The organism is Acinetobacter sp. YH01011 (genome assembly GCF_013420785.1).
GTDB classification, from domain to species: domain Bacteria; phylum Pseudomonadota; class Gammaproteobacteria; order Pseudomonadales; family Moraxellaceae; genus Acinetobacter; species Acinetobacter towneri.
Genome location: NZ_VOYG01000023.1, coordinates 1 through 21,256, shown reverse-complemented (window position 1 = coordinate 21,256; position 21,256 = coordinate 1). Strand labels below are relative to the sequence as shown.

The following is a 21,256-nucleotide window of genomic DNA, read 5'->3' as shown; positions in this document are numbered from 1 at the left end:
ACCGGACATTTCTATTTTGGAGTTACAATTCAATTGCGTATAATCTATATTATGTTAAATAAGATATCTGAAGACAGCACCCTGCATTTAGCTGTGCAGATTATGACAATTCGCGTTGAATTAATCGAGTAAAAGTCTGGGTAAATTGCTGTCCTTGCTCTGCAAAAAACCAATTTACATGCCCAACAATCCAATCATAATAAGCAGCATCGGCATGTTTCAGGTTTTGGGTAATTCCGACAAAATATTCAAGCTCTGAAAATGCGAAATCCAAATGCACAATTTTTAGCAATTCGGGCAAAATGCTAAAGTCTTGTTGTGGATGTATCTCTGCAAAATACGCTTGTAAAAACGCGCTTAAACCCGCTTCGTCAATATTGATTTGTGATGTATGTTCTAAAGCCAGCCAATCTATAAAGTTACGCTCAATCGTGACCGCAAGGTCATAAAGCGCTGAATTTCGATCCGATAAGCCAAAATCAATCACCGCGGTAATATTGGCATCGGCACTTTGCGTAGACCAAAACAGATTAGAAGCATGCAAATCATTATGCGTCCAAATTTTAGTGACCTGCTGCAATACATGCTTAATTTTATGATGCGTCTGAGATACACGCTCTAAAAAAACGGTGTCTAAGTTTTTATCGGCAAAATAACGGCTCAATTCAGGGCTGTTTTGAATACGTTGCTGAATAGCCGTTACGATATTTTCACTTTCTAAAAGCTGCTGATTTGATACTAAATAACGTACCGATCTGCCATGTAACTCAGGAAAATCCTGCATGGCGACATGCAATTTGGCAAGCAAACTTCCCACTTTTGCAGCATGTTCTGTATAGAAAAACGGCGTCCAAGATTGCTGATCGACATATAAGTCAAAACCTGCTGCTTTTTCGTAGACTTCATAAGTCCAGTCGCCCATTTCTAAAGCGGTCAGTCCGCAATTCGAGGCAATTAATGTCGCAACAGGAATGTTTTTACTGGCTAAATGTCGCAAAAAAGCATGCTCTTGCAAAATATCTTGCGCATTACGAAATGAACGATGACTGCGTTTAATGAAATACGAGCGACTTCCTATTTTATCTGTACTGACTGCATCCTGCGTGACTTCAATCACTGCGGCTGATGAAAATGGGCGCGGACTGCACCACAGAATTTGAATACCCCCTTGCAAGCATGGGTAATACGGTTGCAGGTTGTGTAATTCTGAGACAGTCAGATGTGCCCAATCTTTATATTCCCAGTCATTCCCCATGCCATGACCTAAATCATGTGTGATTGTGGTCATTTTCGATATTCCTTAACCTGATCAGCATTGTGTAATCGTATATTCCCTGCCATCCATTTCAAATAATCATTTTTTAGATAGATGATAGCTATTTAATTAACGGTCTTGGCTTGTCGTAAACGCAAATTCACTTCATCTACAATCTGATCTAAACCTGTGTCATAAGCAGCTTCACTCACAAAAGACACCATATTTTGTGTAACTTGCGGCAAATTGTAATCTGCATACCATGACAATGAATTCACTTCTATTTCACGTTCACCCTGCAAAATCACGAATCTTTTTTGCATCCAAGCCTGCAAATTTTCACCCGTATAGGCATCATAAAAAATAATATCGGTCAGATAAAAATCTTTCATCATGTAGGAGTAAGCCACGCTATTTTCTTCTGGCTCATAATTAAAAAAAGGTGTGGTGGTCAGATGAAACTCAACCAGAAAATGACGTTTTAAACGATGATTTTGATATTCCGCTTTGACTTTAATCGGGCAACTGATTTGCGCAAAATCAATTTCATGTTCAGTATTTTGCTTAAAATATTCAGCCAAAGACCAGACCTGATGTTTAATGAAATCCTGCATTAAAAACTCAGGTTCAAGTTGTGAATTGATTAATCCCAACAGTAAAGATTCAACTTCTTCTTTCGTTAAATAAATGTCTTCAACAATATGCATGCCAATCTCTAAATATGCTGCTGCGATAGAAAAATCCTAACGGAAAGGCTTGTGTTTGTATAGCTATGCAATCGTAGAGTGTGATCTATATCTAGCAATCAATTATCCACGTAGATTGAATCTTAATCATGTTTTCAGCTATGCTATCAACACATCAAATTTCACTTCAAACACGCCTCGTTGCGTAGGAGTAATCTCATGTCTAAGAAGTTACCTATTTACTTCTCTGACGCTGCTTGGGCGTCATTACAAAAAATCATGGGCAGCGATGGTAAACCCAGCCCTAGCCTGAATGCCCTGCTTGAACAAATTGAATTGCTGAATCAGCATGATTTTCAAGCGCTTGCTAAAAGAAAAACGCTGCATCTTCCCGTAACAATAGAATCCATTCCTGCAGGTTTTCCTTCGCCTGCTCAAGACTATATTGATAAAAATATTGATCTGAATGAATATCTTATTTCTAATGAAAATGCGACCTTTTTAAATGTGGTACGCACTACCTCTATGGTGAATGCAGGGCTTGAATACGGCGATATTGTACTGGTAGATCGCAGTAAAGAAGCCAAACACCGCAGCATTGTGGTTGCATTAATCGACCAAAAAGACCTGACTATTAAACGCTTGATGATTACAGCCAAAATGTCCAAAAGTGAATTGGCTGAACATTTTGGTGAAGACTACGACCCTGCCACTTTGCCCGAAGCTTGGCTCAAGGCAGAAAGCCCCGACTACGACAGCATTTACCTGAAAGATGGGCAAACTTTTGAAGTGTTTGCTGTGGTCACGTGGAATTTGAAAAACCTGATGGTTTAAACACCACAATAATGCATAAAAAAGCCGAATAAGTAAAATAGTCATGAAAGCTTTAGAGCAAGTTTTTGCGCTCATTGACATTAATAATTGTTATGTGAGCTGTGAGCGGTTGTTTCAACCACACCTGAATCATCGTCCTGTGGTGGTGCTTTCCAATAACGATGGCTGCGTGGTGTCACGTTCCGAAGAAGCCAAACGACTTGGCATTAAAATGGCTGTGCCCTTTTACCAAGTTCAAGAATTAATTCAACAACATGATGTTGCGGTCTTTTCAAGTAATTATGCGCTCTATGCAGAAATGTCCAGACGTTTTAATAATATTATTCAAGAATTTGTCAGTGCCAAAGATGTTGAAATTTATTCGATTGATGAAACTTTTATTGAGTTGAGTTCATATTCTCAGCGCGATTTAAACGCACTTGCACAGGAAATTAAAACAACCTTGTGGAAATGGCTGGCTCTTCCTGTTTGTGTTGGTATTGGTCAAAGTAAAACTGAAGCCAAACTAGCCAATCATCTTGCTAAGCGAAACCGCTATTTCAACGGCGTATGTAATTTACTGGATATGGATTTATGCAGCAAAGAAGCCTTGTTTCAACACATTGATGCCGCTGAAGTCTGGGGTGTGGGACGCAAAAACGCTAAAAAATTACAATCATTGGGTATCCGTTCTGTATTTGATCTAGCAACAAGCAATCCAGACCAAATGGAGCGCCAATTTTCTATTTTGATGAAAAAAACCATTCTTGAACTCACAGGTACAGCATGTATTGAACTGGAGCACAATACCGTAAGTAAGCAGCAAATCATCAGCTCACGTTCTTTTGGGCAGCGTGTAACAGATATTCATGCGCTTTCAGAAGCTTTGAGCGATTATTTACAATCTGCTGTGCAAAGGCTCAGAGCTGAAAAAAGTTTATGTGGTTGTATGATCATTTTTGCGCAATCTAACCGTTTTGATCCGCGCCAAGTTTTTTACAATCAATCGGTCACTATTGCTTTCAATGAGCCAACAGATTCTGCTTTGCTCATGAACAAAGCCATGATGAAGCATGTGACAACGCTATTTCAGGAAGGAATTGCCTTTAAAAAATGTGGTGTGATTTTAACGGGACTTGAACCCAAACAAAGCTATATTCACGACCTGCTTACAGATACTGACGCCATTGAAAAACAGGAACAATTACAGCAAGTGTTGGATACCGTGAAAAATAAATTTGGTGTGCAAAAACTCGCCATTGGAGCATGTAAATTGCAAGATCGAACTTGGGCGATGCAGCGCAGCCATTTAAGCCCGAATTATTTTAGCTGGGAAGGTTTATTGGCGCTTGGTGATTAGCAGTGATTTGATTGGGCTAAAAAAGCTCACAATATGAGACCTAATTTAATGCTTAAAAGTACTACAAAGTAGTATACAATTAAACACTACAAAGTAGTATAAAGGTGTTTGATGTATACCATCTGTGAGACTACTTTTTTTACCAATGAATATCCCTACTATTGGACTGAAGAACAATACAATGACTTTAAAATTTTCATTGCCGAGAACCCTACAACAGGAGATGTAGAACCTGGTACTGGCGGCGTTCGTAAAATTCGATGGGGTGGAAAGAGTAAAGGTAAACAAGGTGGTGTTCGTGTAATTTATTACAACCGTTTAGCAAATGGCGAAATTTGGTTATTGACCTTATATAGTAAAGACACAATTACCCAACTTGAGAAAAAGACACTTAGACAATTAGCGGAGTTACTGAAATGAGTCGTTTATTAAGTGACAAAGAATTGGAAGCTCGAGAAGCAAAACGAGACTTAAATGTTGAATTATTAGAAGGCGTTAAACAAATGCTTGCTAATAACGCAGCAAGAAAAACTGTGATCAATGAAACAGATGTTGCTTTAGCACGAAGAAAGTCTGAACTCACTCAAGATCAATTTGCTAAAATTTTAGGTATCTCTAAACGTACATTGGAATCTTGGGAGCAAGGTGTTAGAAGACCTTCAGGAGCAGCTCAATCACTGATTAAATTGTTTATTTTAGATCCTCAATTTGTTCGTGACCATCTCGCTTAAATGAAATAGCCCTCAACAACGAGGGTTATTATTTTGCCTTTCCTATAGCAACAGCAAATCTTAGATAGCATTTGAAATGCAACACCATGTTGTTGCTATAATACCTGACTCGGACTTTTAAAGCCGAGTCTTTTTCTTGGACGGTGATTCAAATCAGAACAGCGTTCTACTTCTGCAAGATTAGTCTTTATTCAGCCCAACAAACTTGGCACGTGCTTTATGCAGTTTTTTGTAGCTGTCGATTAAACGTAAATGACGATCTAAACCTTCAAGCTGCATATTGGTTTCGGTTAGACCATAGAAACGTACTGTGCCTTCAACAGAACCCATGACTGCATCCATACGTTCATTGCCAAACATACGGCGGAAATTGACAGCATAATCGGCAATATCCATTTCATCATCTAAAATAACTTCAAGCACGACATTCATACATTGATAGAACAAGCCACGTTCTACGGTATTGGTGTTGTATTGTAAGAATGCTTCGACTAAATCTTTAGCTTCTTCAAACTGTTCTAATGCCAAATAAATCAACAATTTTAATTCGAGGATGGTGAGCTGCCCCCAAACGGTATTGTCATCAAATTCAATGCCAATTAAGGTTTTGATTTCGGTATAGTCATCTAGCTCACATTCTTCCAAACGCTCAACTAAAGCTTCAAGTTGCTCATCATCCAAACGGTGCAGATTTAAAATGTCTTCACGGTACAGCAAAGCTTTATTGGTATTATCCCAAATCAGGTCTTCTACCAAATACACTTCTGAATAATCAGGGACTAAAATTCGGCAAGCAATCGCACCTAAATGTTCATAAATCGCCATATAAGATTCTTTGCCCATTTCTTCCAAAATCGCAAATAAAGCCTCAGCTTCTTCGACATTACTGTATTGACCATTGTTGGTGAAATCCCACTCTACAAATTCATGGTCTGCCTGCGCACTAAAGAAACGCCAAGACACCACACCACTTGAATCAATAAAGTGTTCAACATAGTTATTCGGCTCAGTTACCGCATTCGTGCTAAAGGTCGGCTGTGGTAAATCATTTAAACCTTCAAAACTACGCCCTTGCAATAGTTCAGTTAAGCTGCGCTCTAAAGCGACTTTAAAGTTTGGATGTGCACCAAACGAAGCAAAAACACCGCCTGTACGCGGGTTCATTAAGGTCACACACATGACAGGGAATTGACCGCCTAAAGACGCATCTTTCACCAATACTGGGAAACCTTGTTCTTCTAAAGCCTGAATACCTGCCACAATACTTGGATATTTTGCCAAAACTTCTTGCGGTACATCAGGCAGGCTCATTTCTTCCTGAATAATTTCACGCTTCACTGCACGTTCAAAAATTTCAGATAAACACTGCACTTGAGCTTCTGCAAGCGTGTTACCTGCACTCATCCCGTTACTTAAATATAAGTTTTCAATTAAATTTGATGGGAAATATACCGTTTCACCATCGGATTGACGCACAAATGGCAATGAACAAATACCACGTTCAGTATTGCCTGAGTTGGTGTCATATAAATGTGTGCCCAGCAACTCATCTTCAGGATCATAAATTTCTAAGCAATATTCATCTAAAATTTCTTTAGGCAATTCACCATTTGGGCCAGGCTTAAACCATTTTTCATTTGGATAATGCACAAATTCGGCATTGGCAATCTCTTCACCCCAGAACTGATCGTTATAGAAGAAGTTACAGTTCAAACGTTCAATGAATTCACCCAAAGCAGATGCTAATGCACTTTCTTTGGTTGCGCCTTTACCATTGGTAAAACACATTGGCGATTGCGCATCACGAATATGTAATGACCAGACATTTGGCACGATATTACGCCATGAGGCAATCTCAATTTTCATGCCCAAACCTGCCAAAATACCCGACATATTGGCAATAGTTTCTTCAAGCGGTAAATCTTTACCAGCAATAAAAGTCGCTTGAGATGAAGTCAAGTTCGGCATCAGCAAAGCTTGTGCATCGGCATCAATGCTTTCGACTTGCTCAATCACAAACTCAGGGCCTGTTTGCACGACTTTCTTTACGGTACAACGGTCAATAGAACGTAAAATCCCCTGACGGTCTTTTTCAGAAATATCTGCAGGCAATTCCACCTGAATTTTAAAAATCTGTTTATAACGGTTTTCAGGATCGACAATATTGTTTTGAGATAAGCGGATATTATCGGTTGGAATATCACGTGATTGGCAATAAACCTTCACGAAATACGCAGCACACAATGCAGATGACGCAAGGAAATAATCAAATGGGCCTGGCGCAGAACCATCGCCTTTATAACGGATGGGCTGATCGGCAATGACGGTAAAATCGTCAAATTTAGCTTCAAGACGCAAGTTGTCTAAATAATTGACTTTAATTTCCATGCAGGCACCTATTGTATGTGCCTACTCAGACACAAAATTATAAAATATTGATTTATAAGCCGAATCAAGAGGGAGAATAAGACTTAAAAAATGAGGTTTGAAGTCATCGCAACTATTTAACAGCGACTCCAGAATATGCGGCAACATTATAAAGTGATTTGGGTGAATTGATAATGCTATAAATACAGATTTACTGAATTTAAGCAAAGTTGCTAATTAATATATACAAACATAATATATTTAAATGTATGGTATATTGTCTTTAGGTTCTAATCTGCTTGATGGTGAAACAACATGAAATATACCGAACTCACTGCTGAAATTTCGTCTAATATCAAATCCATTAAAGAACAATCTCCCGATTTACTTAAAAGCTTTAATGCCCTATCACAAGTTGCGATGAAAGACGGCGTAATTGATGCCAAAACCAAAGAGTTTATTGCGCTTGCAATTGGTGTGGCACAACGCTGTGATGGTTGTATCGGTTTTCACGTCAGAACTTTGGTCAAAATGGGCATGACTTTTGAAGAATTGAATGAAATTTTAGGTATTGCTGTTTATATGGGCGGTGGCCCATCACTCATGTATGCCGCAAACGCCGTGGCAGCATTTAAAGAGTTTTCTCCATCTACAGCCGAATAACAGCATCAAATTATTTACCGAGTCGAAACTATGTTAAATATCCATAATGAATGGGATGAACGCTACAGCCAACATGACCATATTTATGGTGAACAAGCCAATGCGTTCATTCAGGACATTACGCAAAAACTGTCTATTCACGGCAAAACTTTGGGCTTGGCCGAAGGTGAAGGTCGTAACTTGTTATATTTGGCAGCTGTGGCACAAGCCAATGAGCAAGCATTTGAAGCAGATTTATGGGACTACTCGCAAGTTGCTTTAGATAAGGCTCAAGGCTATGCACAGCAACGTGGTTTAAGCCTAAATACACGAAAGCAAGATTTAAGTCAGGTGGATTGGCAAGCCAATCAATATGACAACGTGATTTGCGTATTTGGTCACTTTAACCCTGAAACACAGCAAAAAGTATTGAATGGCGTGCGCGAAACTTTGGTCAACGGCGGTTTATTTGTTGGTGAGCTGTATTCTACTCGTCAGCTAGAATATAAAACGGGCGGCCCACGTGCAGTAGAAATGCTGTACGATCCTATCGAGTTTTTAAGCCATTTTAAACACGATCATCTGATTCATTTCTTTGTGGGCGATGTAGAACGCTCAGAAGGCAAACTGCATCAGGGCAAATCCCACGTCATTCAATTTGCGATTCGTATTCAGAAATAAAAGACTGAATCTTTTACATCAAAAAGCTTGCTCCAATGCAATTAGAGCAAGCTTTTTTGCGCTTTAGATTTGAATATTCAGTTAGATATTTGCTCGGAAATTTTTAAAATCACTCAAACACATCTTTCATAGATTTTGGCATTCCTTGTACCGACTGTAATTCGCCCTGTTTATTTTTCCAAAGCACAACAGGTGTGGCAAAGAACTCGTATTTATCCATCAGTGCCTGATTCTGTTCTAAGGTTTTTTCTACATGTACAGGCACAGTTTTTTGCTCGATCAGCTTTTTTTGTCCGTATTGACGATGGAACTCATTAAAGGTCTGCTGTGGGTTTTTCGCCATTAATAAAGTCGCCACCTGCCCTTTGCTTTCAGCTCGGATCACCGCCACAATAATGTGTCTTAACTGAACTTTTCCAGATTCCACCCACGGACGTGCCTGCTTCCAAAAGGTATGACAATACGGACAATTCGGGTCTGAAAACACATAGACAATTTTTTCAGCACTGGTTTGCCCATCCTGAATCCAAGTGGCGTGTTCCAGACTTTGCCACACATCTTCAAGTACCGACTTTTTCACATAACGGTCTAAGGCATCAACTGTTAAATTATTGCCTTGTGCATCAAACAAAGTGCCTACAATATAGTATTTCTGATCATTGGAAATAAACACTGTCGCAGGACTTTGTTCAATATGCCCTGCCCAACCTGTCATTTGTGCAGGTGCCTGAATTTGCTGCACAAACTTAAAACCTTCTTTTTCAATGTGCTGTTTTAAGCTGTCCTGTGCTTGCAGCATACTCACACTACTGGCAAGACTCATACCTATCGCCAGTTTCAGCATGTTATTTTTGATGTTAGATGTCATATTGATTGTCCTTAATTTTGGCTTCACGGCGGGTTTTCTTTCAAATCGTTAAGAGCGCGTTTATGGATTCGCTTGTATTTTTTTCAGATAATGCTGCAGCATCGGCTTGGTCAATTCACCCATGTGATGATCGACCAATTCTCCTTGTGCATTAAAAAACAAAGTACTTGGCAAACCGAACATATTGAAGTGTTGTCCTAAACGAGCTGCAGGGTCTAATAACACGTGTTCAAACTGAAATCGATGTTTCTGTAAATAGGCTTGAATCTCTGCTGCAAATTCGCCTTGATTGGCAAATACAAAATTGACCTCAGGGAAATCTTGCTGTGCTTGTTGCATAACAGGCATTTCACGGTGACAAACTGGACACCAAGTCGCCCAGAGATTAATCACGGTGGGCTGACCTGAAAATTGAGCTAAATCTTGAGGTTGTTGCGCTAGGTTGTGCAATACTAGATTGGGATAGGCATGCTGCGTCTGCAAAGGTTGGATAAGACTCCAACCTACAACTTGTACTGTAATAAAGAGCGCAACTGCCCATGCCAGAACAACACGTTGAATAGCGCGATTTTTCCAGACAAACCACGCCACACCTGCCATAACTGCGGCAATCAGATGAAAGCCTTTGTCCTGAATTTTTAAAATATCAATCGGGTTGGCAAAGTACAGCTCATAATGCTGCAACACAAAAACTGCCCGCCCAACTAAAGCACCAATCCACAGCGCATTCCATAATGCATCCTGATAACCTGTCCAAGTCTGTGCATTCCATGTATAACGACGCTGAAAAAATTTACCCATTGCAAAGACGACAATCAGTCCTAGCAATAAAAACACCAATGGCCATGGAATCATCAACATGCCTAACTGCAAGACTGCGGATTGAATCATGGCGCAGCCTCTTGCAGTTGATGAATATTTTGAATCAATTGCGCTGCGTTATAAGCACCTGTTAGACGCAATTCACGTTGTTCCCGTTGTGGATCTGCCAAAAATAACAACGTTGGCGGCCCTAAAATCTGCCATTTTTTCAATAAGGCATCTTGTGAAGGATGCTGTTCGGTTAAGTCGAGTTTAATCCGCACCACATGCTTTAAAGCATCTTGCACATCGGTACGAGGAATCACATCACGCTCAATCGGCTGACACGCCACACACCAATCGGCATAGACATCAATCACAATCTTTTGATGAGCATGTGCGGCCAAAGCTGCATTCAACTCTTGTTCTGTGCGTACTTTGATCCATGGCTGTAATTGGTCTGCTTGTACCTGCGCATTGACACTGGCAATACTCTGATTGACATGCCAAATTCCACTACTGGCGATTACTGCCACCAAAGCCAATAACGAAAAACGCTGTGGACGATGTAACACGTGGCGCAAAATTGCAATTAAATATGCAGCGAAGGCAAATAACACCACAGCAAAAGCAACATAGTACCAAGTCACAGAAAATAGCGGACGAGCAAAATACAAAGCCATTGCCAACATGATAAAACCAAAGCTAAATTTTAGCCGTTCCATCCACAAACCTGGCTTTGGCAAATATTTCGCGCCAAACACGCTGGCAATAAGTAAAGGAATTCCCATACCTAAACCGAGCAGGAACAAATATAAACCACCCAATGCTGCTTGATCCAAATGTGAGACGTACAGCAATGCTCCCGCTAAAGGCGCACTCATACATGGCCCGACAATCAGTGCAGAAATCACCCCCATAACGCCCGCACCCAATAAAGTACCGCCTTTTTGATATTGCTGAATACGATCTAAACGCTGTAACACTGCTTGTGGTAATGACAACTGATACAGTCCAAACAGGTTTAAAGCAAAGAGCACAAACAACATAGCAAAAACTGCAATCACTACGGGATTTTGGAACCAACGCTGTACGCTATAACCAATGTGTGACGCAACAACGCCCATCAAGCCATAGACTAGCGCCATACTGACGATAAAGGTGATCGCAATTGCTGCCGCTTTATAGCCTGTATTGCGCTGCACCAAAATGCCAGAAAGAATTGGAATCAGCGGCAATGAACACGGTAAAAAAGCCAGTAATACCCCAAAACCTAAAAAGATAAACGCATTCAGTAACAACCCTTGCCCAGACAATAAATTCAGGAAAAATTGATCATTGTTCCATTGCTGATTCAGACTCGTACTACTGGCTGTTTCCGTATTGCTTGAATTGGCTGATGCAGCGAATGTATTGTCTGTCAATGCCGTATCTGTATTTTCAATCTCTAAGGAATTTGCTAAATCAACGTTTTCTACTGATTCAGGGGTAAGTTTAGGATCAGCTTGTGTTACAGCAACGCATTTTCAGCAAGCTGTGCTTTGTTTTCTAGCGTTTGCTGTTCAAGTTTGAGTTCTTTTGTCGTTACAGTATTTGCAGTTGTCGTAACTTGTTTTTGTGTACTAGAACCATTGGCTTGATGCTTATCTACATCATTTAAGTTAGTGTTTAAAGCAGCCTGATTATTCTGATTGAGTTGCTGAAGTAAATTACCTTTGCCCGCACTTAAATTATGCTGTGGCAATAAACCATCGGCATCGGTTTGAATCGTTTTACGCTGTACGGGATAACACAAACCATCTTCAGCGCAGCCTTGCCAAGTAATTTGATATTGCTGATTAGGCTTCACCTGAATCTGTGTTGTCACTTGCCCATAATGCACACGTGTCAGCCCGAAAGTCGGATCATCTTTTTCCTGCCCTGCAGGCAATTTAAAAGCAAGCGGCTTTTGAGCCTGACTGACTTTGAATTGATCGTGATATAAATAGTAATGCGGTGCGACATCCCATTTCAGTTCAACCGTTTGTTCAGACAATGACGTCGCCTGAAACTTAAAAGCTTGATCGGACGCTAAAAATTCATTGGCAGCATTGACCCACACCGCACACAGACTCAACACAAAATAAGCAATGACGCGAATAAAAATCATGTATTTATACTAAAAATTAAAAAACTGACTGTATTATCGGTAAGTGTAGATTAAGAGAACATTAATAAAGATTTTTCTTTGTAAACTTGAGCATTGTAGGTGCCTAATCTAAATTTGTGGCGTGATCGAGATGTGTCATATATTGGGCTGACTGTGGTATAGGAGCAAATATGTTCGTCGTTTTGGTGGAAGATGATCCTTATATTGCCCAAAGTATTGTGGCAGCACTCGAATTTTTAAGTATTTCAGTCGAACACGTGAATAACGCGCGCGATGCCGATTACTTCATACGTCATAGTGCGGTAGATCTGTGCCTGCTCGATTTAGGTCTGCCTGACCAAGATGGTTTACAGTTACTCGAAAACTGGCGTAAAGATGCCATTCATATTCCAGTATTGGTATTAACCGCGCGGAATCATACTCAAGACTGCGTACAGGCGCTCAACTTAGGAGCAGATGACTACCTAACTAAACCTTTTGAATTAAATGAACTGATTGCCCGTGTATATGCATTAAGCCGCCGTCATCGTGGTTATTCATCGAACCAACTGCAAAGTGGTCAGTTACACATGAACCTCGATACACAAGAAGTCAGTTGGCATTCACAAAACATTCAGCTTTCACGCCGTGAATATAGCCTATTGGAAACCTTTTTACGGCATCCGAACCAAATCTTAAAAAATGAAGAACTGATAGATAAAGTGTATGGCTTTCAAGACAGTATCGAAAGCAATGCCTTAAATGTGCATATCTACCATTTACGGCATAAAATCCACCCCGATTTTATTCAAACGGTGCGTGGTGTCGGCTACATCTTTAAACCTGAGCTGCTGACATGAAAAACTACAGTCTGAAATGGCGTTTGGTATCGACCATCAGCTGTGCATTTATTTTGCTGTGGGTGATTGTCTTTGCATGGCTCTACCATGACTTGGAACAACGCTTACAAAATACGCTGGATGAACGACTTTCTACCTCAGCCCGTATGGTCGCCCGCCTGATTCAGCAACTGCCCCTAGAACAACTCACAGAAAGTTTGCATGCCGAATCAGAAAATGCCTTGCTACATAGTTTAATTGCTTGTGAAGTCTCTATTTTCCGTGCCGATGTTTCATTACCACAGCATGTGATTGCACGCACTCAAGGCGCACCGAAAAATTTAAAAAACCAACAAGTCGGTTTCAGCACATGGACAGAAAATGGACTGCAATGGCGTAGTTATGTACTGCGTGAAGGTGAAGTTCAGGTGGTGGTGGCTGAAAAAATTCAGTTACGGCAAAACCTACTTAAACAAATTTTACAGTCGGTACTGATTCCTTTACTGCTTACTTTGATTATTTGTATTTTGCTAATTTTGTGGATTATCCGTCTGGAGTTTTTACCGCTCGATCACATCACCCGCCACTTAATTCAGAAAAAACAATCTTTAGATGAAGCTTCTCGTTATTTAATTGAACTGAGATCACAAAAAATTCCTAAAGAAATTCAGCCTTTTGTCGATAACTTATTGATGCTGATTGAACGCCTACATAAAAGTCTGGAACACGAAAAAAACTTTAGTGCATTTGCTGCGCATGAACTGCGCACGCCGTTAACGGCTATTAAAACGCATGTGCAACTGAGCCAATTGATGTTGAATCAAACCGCATCTGCCCAAGATACAGCCAAAGTCATCGACAATTTAAAACACGCAGAACGCAGCATCCAACGTTATCAACAACTTTTGGAACAACTGTTATTGCTCAGTCAAACTGAAGCAGGTATTCAAGCGGCACATAGCCATGCAGATATGCGTAGCGTATTAGAAACAGTCTTGTCGGAACTGACTGTGGAATATCCCAATTTATCAGCGAAATTACAGATTGATTGGGCGAGTTTGGTAGCACAACACATTAATATTCCAGCGCCTGCGTTGCACATGGTACTGAAAAACTTGATTCAAAATGCTTATTTGCATGCAGAGGATGCGCCAAACATTCAAATTTATATGCAAGACCTGCAATTGATCATTGCAGACCAAGGCAAAAGCCTGAATGAAGATGATTTTACCATTCTGACTCAGCGTTTTTGGCGTAAATCTGCGCATAAACAAGGCTATGGCTTAGGTCTAACTCTAGTCAAAGTATTATTAGAGCAATATGGCTACCTACTTCAATTTCAGGCTAACCAACCGCAAGGTTTAAAAGTGATTGTCAGTTTTGATGCAGCACCTTCTGCAACAGAGAAACAACAGACGGATTAAGCTTTTCTGAGCTTTAACAGCAAATAAAGCAAGATTCAGAACAAGATCACTTAACTTTTGCCAATACCGAACATATTGCTCTACTTTACGATAACGCCATTTTTAAGGTGATTTTTGAAATAAAAGGTCAATGCGTTCTAAAATTTTATCTATGATGTAGATGCTGCGGGCTATTGAGTAGAAGAACATTGGCTAGAAAAAAAATTGCTGAAACTTTCATCACCGTTTTTTTGTTCGATACCACGTCATATTTTTAAATGAGGTAGATATCCGTGCAGATCGTGCATGTGCTTGGTCTTGTGATCAATCTACAACTTAATTAAAGTGTACATAAAACCAACAGCACCCCACTCAAAATATAATACGCAGCGTAGGAGCATCTATTCCAGACTAAAATATAGATAAATATATCAATCAAAGCATTCCATTTAAGCTCATGTTTTATTTAAATAAAGTTGAATTTTTAAAATATCTTATTATCGAAATGATCTTTCTATCGAATCCATAACCACTTGAACGATGATCACAAAACGTATTAGATGATCCACTGCAGTTTGTGTGGTCATCTACTTTGAATGAACTGAAAAAATGGAATCGCCATTTTTTATAAACAGCAACGAAATATCATGCTATAAAGAAATGCGATATTGATGTTGGTTGTTTTCTGGCTTTGACATTCCGAATCAAACCAGTTCAAGTCACTCGCTTGATCAGTCGTTACAGAAAACAAATGAATAGATTTGGTCAGTTGTTTTAGAATATAAAAATCAGCAAAAAAAACTAAAAATGTAATTTTTTAACATTGCGAATTCCCTGCAAAGTTTTCATTATAGAGCCTCATTTTGGCACACGCTTTCTACGTCAAATTAAACAAATTACAAAAAAAATGTGGAATTTTATGCCATAATTAGCAAACTTTGCAGACATCTTGCAAAGTATTATTGCAATTATTTATTGGAGCAAGCGGAATGAGTTCGACCATTTTGGTTATTCATGGACCGAATCTAAATTTGCTAGGAAAGCGTGAACCCGAAGTTTATGGTTACCTCACTCTTGAGGATATAAATCAACAGCTCATTTCACAAGCGCAAAAAGCATCAATTTCTATAGATACTTTCCAAAGTAATTGGGAAGGCGCAATTGTAGACCGAATTCATCAAGCCGCGTTAGATGGCACACAATATATCATTATTAACCCTGCTGCATTGACGCATACCTCTGTTGCGGTACGTGATGCTTTGTTAGGGGTCGCTATTCCATTTATTGAAGTCCATTTGTCGAATGTGCATGCACGTGAGGCGTTTAGACATCATTCATATTTATCAGACAAAGCCATTGGTGTGATTTGCGGTTTAGGCGCAAAAGGCTATGCCGCAGCACTCGACTTTGTTCTTGAAAAAATTCAACCTACTACACAATCTTAAACTAGGAATACTGTCCATGGATATTCGTAAAATCAAGAAACTCATCGACTTGATGATTGAATCTGACTTACAAGCGATTGAAGTTAAAGAAGGCGATCAGTCGATTGCATTAACTCGTCGCAGTCCAGTAGTAGCGGCAGCAGTTCCTGCAATGCCTGCACCTTCTGCAGAAGTACCATCTGCACCTAAATCTTCACCACGTGGTGCAGTTGAAACTTCTCCAATGGTTGGCGTGTTCTATGCAGCACCAAGCCCAGGTGAAGCACCATTTATTAAAGTGGGTCAAACTGTTTCTGCTGGTGAAACGCTTGGTATTATTGAAGCAATGAAAATCATGAACCCAATTGAAGCAACTCAAAGTGGCGTGATTGAAGAAATTCTAGTTAAAAATGGCGAAGTGATTCAATTTGGTCAACCACTCTTCCGCTACCGCGCTTAAGACCTCGGGGATTCACAATGTTGCAAAAAGTTTTAATTGCAAACCGTGGTGAGATTGCCCTGCGCATCACCCGAGCTTGCAAAACTTTAGGGATCAAAACCGTGGGTATCTATTCAGATGCCGATAAAGACCTGATGCACTTACGCTTTTGTGATGAAGCCGTGTGTATTGGTCCGGGTGCGAGCAGTGAAAGTTACCTGAATATTCCTGCAATTATTACTGCAGCAGAAATTACAGGTGCAGATGCCATTCACCCTGGTTATGGTTTCCTTGCCGAAAATGCCGAATTTGCTGAAATTGTAGAAAGTTCAGGTTTCATTTTCATTGGTCCACGCCCTGAGCATATTCGCTTAATGGGTAACAAAGTTTCTGCAATTACTGCAATGCGTAAAGCTGGCGTACCAACTGTACCGGGTTCAGCACACGCCGTTACACCACACAATGCTTTAGCTGAAGCCAAAGAAATTGGTTTCCCGCTCATTGTAAAAGCGGCTGCTGGTGGTGGTGGTCGTGGTATGCGTATTGTAGAGCGCGTAGACACCCTGCTTGAATCAGTTCAAGCGGCTCAACGTGATGCAGAAATGTGGTTTGGTGATGACACGGTCTATATGGAACGTTTCTTACAAAAGCCACGTCACGTAGAAGTACAAGTATTGGCTGATGGTAATGGTCACGCGATTCACCTTTATGACCGCGACTGTTCTTTACAACGTCGTCACCAAAAAGTTCTTGAAGAAGCGCCAGCACCTAACTTACCAGAACAAGCACGTGCCGATATTTTAGAAGCGTGTGTTAATGCATGTAAGTTAATGCAATACCGTGGTGCAGGTACTTTCGAATTCTTATTTGAAGATGACGAATACTTCTTCATTGAAATGAATACCCGTGTTCAAGTTGAGCACCCTGTAACTGAAATGGTGACAGGCATTGACATCATTGAACAACAATTGCGTATTGCTGCAGGTCTAGGTTTAGACATTGAGCAAGATCAGGTTGAAATTCGTGGTCACGCAATCGAATGTCGTATTAACGCAGAAGACCCAACCACCTTCGTACCTTCACCGGGTAAAATTGAACACTTCTATGCCCCAGGTGGTGCAGGTGTTCGTGTAGATTCACACATCTACGAAGGTTATAGCATTCCGCCGTATTACGACTCAATGATTGCTAAACTGATTGTGCATGGTAAAGATCGTGAAACCAGTATTGCGCGTATGCGTCAAGCCTTGGATGAAACCATCTTAACAGGAATTAAAACCAACATTCCTTTGCACAAAGACTTAATTCTGCAAGATAAAAACTTCTGCAAACAAGCAATGGATATTCACTATCTTGAAAAGCATTTGCTAAAGCAACTTGCAGGCAATGAAGAAGAAAAAGCATAAGCAATTTAAGGTTGCTTAAGTTTAAAATGAAGAGCTGATGATTCAACATCAGCTCTTTTTTATTGTTGAGAATAAAAGCTAAACCGTTCATCTATGCAGATCAGTGTGAAGAAAAAACCAATACTCCAAATGAAGTATTGGTTTAAAATTGACTTAAAAACTGAGATCATTTTAGATCATCGAATGATGCAAAATACTAGACAAGATTAATCTAAAAACTCAGTCATGAATGCCAATACTTCTGCGGTTTTTTCGGCATGCAACCAATGCCCTGCATGAGCGACTGTTTCAACTTTTGCGTGAGGAAACTGTGCTTGAATAGCGGCATAATGCTCAGGTAACTCAATATAAGGTGAATTACCGCCACGAATAAACAAAGTATTGACATCACTATGCACCGTCTGCCATGACAAAATTTCGGCATAATGTTCATGTAGCGCATTTAAGTTAAATAACCATTGCCCTTTGCTAAATGACTTCATCAAAAATTGCACAACCATTTCTTCTTGAAGATGCTCACGCATAATTTCCATTGCCGCTTGGCGACTTTCAACTTGTGCATCTTGCACAGCAAACAAGGCTGTAAAAATTTGATCGTGACGATTTTCAGGATAAGCAAAAGGACAAATATCCAATAAAACCAATTGCTGTAAACGCCCAGCAGCCAGAGGAGCTAAAGTCATTGCAACTTTACCGCCCATTGAATGCCCAACCACAGAAAACTGTTCGATATTCAAGCTGTTCAACGTTTCTAAAACATCTTGTGCCATTGCTGCATAATTCATGTCATCACAATGCGCAGACTTACCATGATTGCGCACATCTAATTGAATTACGGTGCGCTGTTCTTGAAATGCACGTGCGAGCATGCCTAAATTACTCAAACTACCAAATAAACCATGAATAAAAACCAAAGATGGCAATGTAGATTCAGGCTGATTTTGCGTGATTTGATAATTTAACAACATAAAATAGACTCTAAACTTGAATTCAAATGATTGATCTATTTAATGAGTTTTGAGTTTATAAATCAAATTTTATATGTGCTTTTTACGGTGAAACTTATAATATTGCTTAGGCTATTTGTGTGAGCCTAAGCAATAACATACAAGATGAACTTTTCTTAAAATTTTATTTAAAGTAATTCAAAGGCAACTTCAAATAACGAATACCATTGGCCTCAGGTTGTGGAAACTTGCCTGCATCCATATTGATTTGAATGGATGGCAGAATCAATTTAGGCATCGTTAAAGTGGCGTCACGTTGGGTTCGCATTTCAATAAACTCAGCTTTGCTTACCCCTGTATGAATATGAATATTCTGCTCTTTTTGAGTTTTGAGCAGCGTTTCGTGTTCATATTTTTCACGTGATTCTGGTAGATAATCATGGCATAAGAACACTCGTGTTTCTTCAGGCAATGCGTATAGCGTTTGCACAGAATCGTACAACTGCCCTGCACTGCCTTTCGGGAAATCACAACGTGCCGTACCATAATCAGGCATAAACAAAGTATCACCTACAAATACAGCATCACCGATCACATAGCTTAAACAAGCAGGCGTATGCCCCGGTGTAGGGATGTTATAGGCTTGTAATTCACCAATCGTAAAAGTTTCATGATCGTCAAACAGATAATCAAATGATTGATGTGAATTGAAATACTTGATATCCAAGTTATAGATAGCACTAAATGTTTCTTGCACAATCGAAATTTTATGGCTCATGGCAATTTTACCACCCAACTGCTCTTTTAAATATTGAGAAGCTGTCAGGTGATCGGCATGCACATGCGTTTCTAAAATCCATTCAACCGTTAATTCATTTTTTTGGATGTAAGCAATGATTTCATCGGCATGAATTGTTGAAGTAGTCGCAGATGCAGGGTCATAATCCAACACGCTGTCAATAATGGCACATTGACGCGTTACAGGATCACTTACCACATAACTGAATGTATTAGTATTTTCATCAAAAAAATGCTGAATATCTGCGTGCATCTTATGCTCCTGCAACCTTACGATGAATGAGAATCCCCACCAACATTGCAACAATGAAATAGATTGCTTGATAATAACCTAAACCAATCAAGGTTAGACTTGGCGCTGGACAAATTCCTGCAACGCCCCAACCGATACCAAAAATAAAACTACCTGTGATCAGTTTAGAGTCAATTTGAGTTTGTTTAGGCAAATCAATTGGTTCATTTAAAATGGTTTTTGGTTCAGCTTGGCGCATAATTCTTTGGAATGGAATAAAGGCAACCGCAATTGCACCCATCATAACAAATGCCAGACTTGCATCCCATGTACCGAAAAGATCGAGGAAGTTTAAAACTTTTTCAGGATTCGACATACCAGAAAGAATCAATCCAGCTGAAAAAATACCACCGAAAACAAAGGCTAAGAAATTTTTCATTTAGAATGCTCCTGTGATATGGCGGATAACATAAACGGTAATAAAGCCAGCTAACATAAAGGTAGCTGTTGCTGCAATGGAGCGCTTAGATAAACGACTCATGCCACAAATACCATGTCCACTGGTACAACCCGAACCCAAACGAGTACCGAAACCAACCAACAATCCCGCCACAATCATCATCAATGGGCTTGCATTCAATTCAACTTTAGGTTGAGCCACGATGCCATAGAAAAAAGGCACAATGAAAATACCTAACACAAACCACAATGCAGGCGTTTTGAACAGCGTTTGCGGATTTAATACTTGAGCCAGTAAACCACTAATGCCTGCAATACGACCATGAACATATAAATAGCCCACGACTGCAAGACCAAGCAATCCACCACCGATTAATGCCAGCAGATAATCATGCATTTTGAACACCCAAAACAATATATGTTTTTATAATATATTATTGTAATTATTATTCAACTATTCTCTTGTAAGTTTTGTAAACTTCATCTGACTATTCGTCTATGTTTGCGATGTGAGAGAGATTTCGCAAGTTTTTGGCTGATATTAAGTCATAAGGCAGAAAATTTAGTCATTCTAAATGACTGCCTCATAACGTAATAAAGATATATCAAAATAGACAGCAACGACAAAAGTTGAGGGCATTAGACTCATTTGTGAGCAAGCGCAATAAGTTCTTTTTTATGCCGACGAATTACACGTTTAGCAGCATCTAACATAATGCGATTGGTAGTCTCATCATCACCAAAGTCAATAGGTTTAGCTGGACACATTGGACGAGCTTTTCGATCTTCGATTGTGTAGTCTTTAAGACGCTTACCCATACTGCACCTCTCAGAATTTCTTAACTTTCACTAATATAACCCCAGTTACGGATAAGCCAAAGATTTAATCACATGAATTTTAGGCTTATTCTTTTGGCAAAGTTGATACGCACATAGTGCAGAAAATACGCCTGCTAAAAAACCAGCAATCGAACGAT

The 21,256-nt window shown here is 39.8% G+C and carries 21 protein-coding genes and 2 pseudogenes; 11 read left to right on the top strand and 12 right to left on the bottom strand.

The annotated features are described in order from the left end of the window. Window positions 1–100: 100 nt before the first annotated feature. Both FTT78_RS12955 and FTT78_RS12950 read right to left on the bottom strand, forming a co-directional pair. Window positions 101–1,288 (bottom strand): phosphotransferase enzyme family protein, encoded by a 1,188-nt coding sequence (locus tag FTT78_RS12955; protein ID WP_180044520.1) that lies wholly within the window; start codon window positions 1,286–1,288, stop codon window positions 101–103. 92 nt (window positions 1,289–1,380) lie between these two features. Beyond that, window positions 1,381–1,962: a hypothetical protein gene (locus FTT78_RS12950; protein ID WP_004973810.1), complete on the bottom strand. Its 582-nt coding sequence runs from the start codon at window positions 1,960–1,962 to the stop codon at window positions 1,381–1,383. A gap of 198 nt (window positions 1,963–2,160) precedes the next feature. On the opposite strand from FTT78_RS12950, the gene FTT78_RS12945 reads away from it, so the two are divergent. The 4 genes from FTT78_RS12945 to FTT78_RS12930 all read left to right on the top strand — a co-directional run bounded on the left by FTT78_RS12945 (window position 2,161) and on the right by FTT78_RS12930 (window position 4,845). Next, a complete protein-coding gene (locus FTT78_RS12945) occupies window positions 2,161–2,775 on the top strand; it encodes a LexA family transcriptional regulator (protein WP_096902350.1) in 615 nt (204 codons plus the stop codon). A 43-nt stretch (window positions 2,776–2,818) separates the two neighbouring features. Beyond that, the gene (locus tag FTT78_RS12940; protein ID WP_167846009.1) at window positions 2,819–4,114 is read left to right on the top strand and encodes a Y-family DNA polymerase; all 1,296 of its coding nucleotides are present in this window, start codon (window positions 2,819–2,821) and stop codon (window positions 4,112–4,114) included. 111 nt (window positions 4,115–4,225) lie between these two features. Then, entirely contained in the window at window positions 4,226–4,534 is a 309-nt protein-coding gene (locus tag FTT78_RS12935) for a transcriptional regulator (RefSeq protein WP_180044522.1), read from the top strand. Beyond that, window positions 4,531–4,845: a DNA-binding transcriptional regulator gene (locus tag FTT78_RS12930; protein WP_004973819.1), complete on the top strand. Its 315-nt coding sequence runs from the start codon at window positions 4,531–4,533 to the stop codon at window positions 4,843–4,845. Before FTT78_RS12935 ends, FTT78_RS12930 begins: the two co-directional genes overlap by 4 nt. Window positions 4,846–5,025: 180 nt before the next feature. Here the strand turns inward: FTT78_RS12930 and FTT78_RS12925 are convergent, their stop codons facing one another. Next, window positions 5,026–7,233, bottom strand: a complete 2,208-nt coding sequence (locus FTT78_RS12925; RefSeq protein WP_179997505.1) for an OsmC domain/YcaO domain-containing protein — start codon at window positions 7,231–7,233, stop codon at window positions 5,026–5,028. A 294-nt stretch (window positions 7,234–7,527) separates the two neighbouring features. Between FTT78_RS12925 and FTT78_RS12920 the strand changes: the two genes are divergently transcribed. Further along, entirely contained in the window at window positions 7,528–7,875 is a 348-nt protein-coding gene (locus tag FTT78_RS12920) for a carboxymuconolactone decarboxylase family protein (RefSeq protein WP_004973824.1), read from the top strand. A 30-nt stretch (window positions 7,876–7,905) separates the two neighbouring features. Next, window positions 7,906–8,535, top strand: a complete 630-nt coding sequence (locus FTT78_RS12915) for a class I SAM-dependent methyltransferase (RefSeq protein WP_154320754.1) — start codon at window positions 7,906–7,908, stop codon at window positions 8,533–8,535. 109 nt (window positions 8,536–8,644) lie between these two features. Here the strand turns inward: FTT78_RS12915 and dsbG are convergent, their stop codons facing one another. From dsbG to dsbD, 3 genes and pseudogenes are all read right to left on the bottom strand, one after another. Continuing rightward, on the bottom strand, window positions 8,645–9,403 hold the full coding sequence (gene dsbG, locus FTT78_RS12910; protein ID WP_180044524.1) for a thiol:disulfide interchange protein DsbG: 759 nt from the start codon (window positions 9,401–9,403) through the stop codon (window positions 8,645–8,647). 60 nt (window positions 9,404–9,463) lie between these two features. Next, window positions 9,464–10,294 (bottom strand): TlpA disulfide reductase family protein, encoded by an 831-nt coding sequence (locus FTT78_RS12905; RefSeq protein WP_104851946.1) that lies wholly within the window; start codon window positions 10,292–10,294, stop codon window positions 9,464–9,466. Continuing rightward, window positions 10,291–12,353 (bottom strand): annotated as a pseudogene (gene dsbD / locus FTT78_RS13505) (protein-disulfide reductase DsbD). Before dsbD ends, FTT78_RS12905 begins: the two are co-directional and overlap by 4 nt. Window positions 12,354–12,523: 170 nt before the next feature. Between dsbD and FTT78_RS12890 the strand changes: the two are divergent. From FTT78_RS12890 to accC, 5 genes are all read left to right on the top strand, one after another. Continuing rightward, window positions 12,524–13,192, top strand: coding sequence for a response regulator transcription factor (locus FTT78_RS12890; protein ID WP_104851944.1), 669 nt, complete (start codon window positions 12,524–12,526; stop codon window positions 13,190–13,192). Further along, window positions 13,189–14,595, top strand: a complete 1,407-nt coding sequence (locus FTT78_RS12885; protein ID WP_104851943.1) for an ATP-binding protein — start codon at window positions 13,189–13,191, stop codon at window positions 14,593–14,595. The genes FTT78_RS12890 and FTT78_RS12885 overlap by 4 nt, the downstream gene beginning before the upstream one ends. 968 nt (window positions 14,596–15,563) lie before the next feature. After that, the gene (gene aroQ / locus FTT78_RS12880; protein WP_004973836.1) at window positions 15,564–16,019 is read left to right on the top strand and encodes a type II 3-dehydroquinate dehydratase; all 456 of its coding nucleotides are present in this window, start codon (window positions 15,564–15,566) and stop codon (window positions 16,017–16,019) included. 16 nt (window positions 16,020–16,035) lie between these two features. Beyond that, window positions 16,036–16,458, top strand: coding sequence for an acetyl-CoA carboxylase biotin carboxyl carrier protein (accB, locus tag FTT78_RS12875; RefSeq protein WP_004973838.1), 423 nt, complete (start codon window positions 16,036–16,038; stop codon window positions 16,456–16,458). A gap of 17 nt (window positions 16,459–16,475) precedes the next feature. Next, the gene (accC, locus tag FTT78_RS12870) at window positions 16,476–17,843 is read left to right on the top strand and encodes an acetyl-CoA carboxylase biotin carboxylase subunit (protein WP_004973841.1); all 1,368 of its coding nucleotides are present in this window, start codon (window positions 16,476–16,478) and stop codon (window positions 17,841–17,843) included. A gap of 206 nt (window positions 17,844–18,049) precedes the next feature. Here accC and FTT78_RS12865 read toward each other — a convergent pair whose 3' ends face one another. The 6 genes and pseudogenes from FTT78_RS12865 to FTT78_RS12840 all read right to left on the bottom strand — a co-directional run. After that, window positions 18,050–18,811 (bottom strand): alpha/beta fold hydrolase, encoded by a 762-nt coding sequence (locus tag FTT78_RS12865; RefSeq protein WP_104851942.1) that lies wholly within the window; start codon window positions 18,809–18,811, stop codon window positions 18,050–18,052. Between the two features lie 163 nt (window positions 18,812–18,974). Further along, window positions 18,975–19,841 carry an MBL fold metallo-hydrolase gene (locus tag FTT78_RS12860; protein WP_180005936.1) on the bottom strand — a complete coding sequence of 289 codons (867 nt, stop codon included), beginning with the start codon at window positions 19,839–19,841 and terminating at the stop codon, window positions 18,975–18,977. 1 nt (window position 19,842) lies between these two features. Beyond that, the gene (locus FTT78_RS12855; RefSeq protein WP_004973852.1) at window positions 19,843–20,259 is read right to left on the bottom strand and encodes a DUF6691 family protein; all 417 of its coding nucleotides are present in this window, start codon (window positions 20,257–20,259) and stop codon (window positions 19,843–19,845) included. Next, complete coding sequence (locus FTT78_RS12850) at window positions 20,260–20,676, bottom strand: YeeE/YedE family protein (RefSeq protein WP_004973854.1); 417 nt, start codon at window positions 20,674–20,676, stop codon at window positions 20,260–20,262. A 248-nt stretch (window positions 20,677–20,924) separates the two neighbouring features. Then, the gene (locus tag FTT78_RS12845; protein WP_004973856.1) at window positions 20,925–21,098 is read right to left on the bottom strand and encodes a hypothetical protein; all 174 of its coding nucleotides are present in this window, start codon (window positions 21,096–21,098) and stop codon (window positions 20,925–20,927) included. Between the two features lie 45 nt (window positions 21,099–21,143). Then, window positions 21,144–21,256: pseudogene (locus FTT78_RS12840) on the bottom strand (IS982 family transposase); the annotation flags it as partial.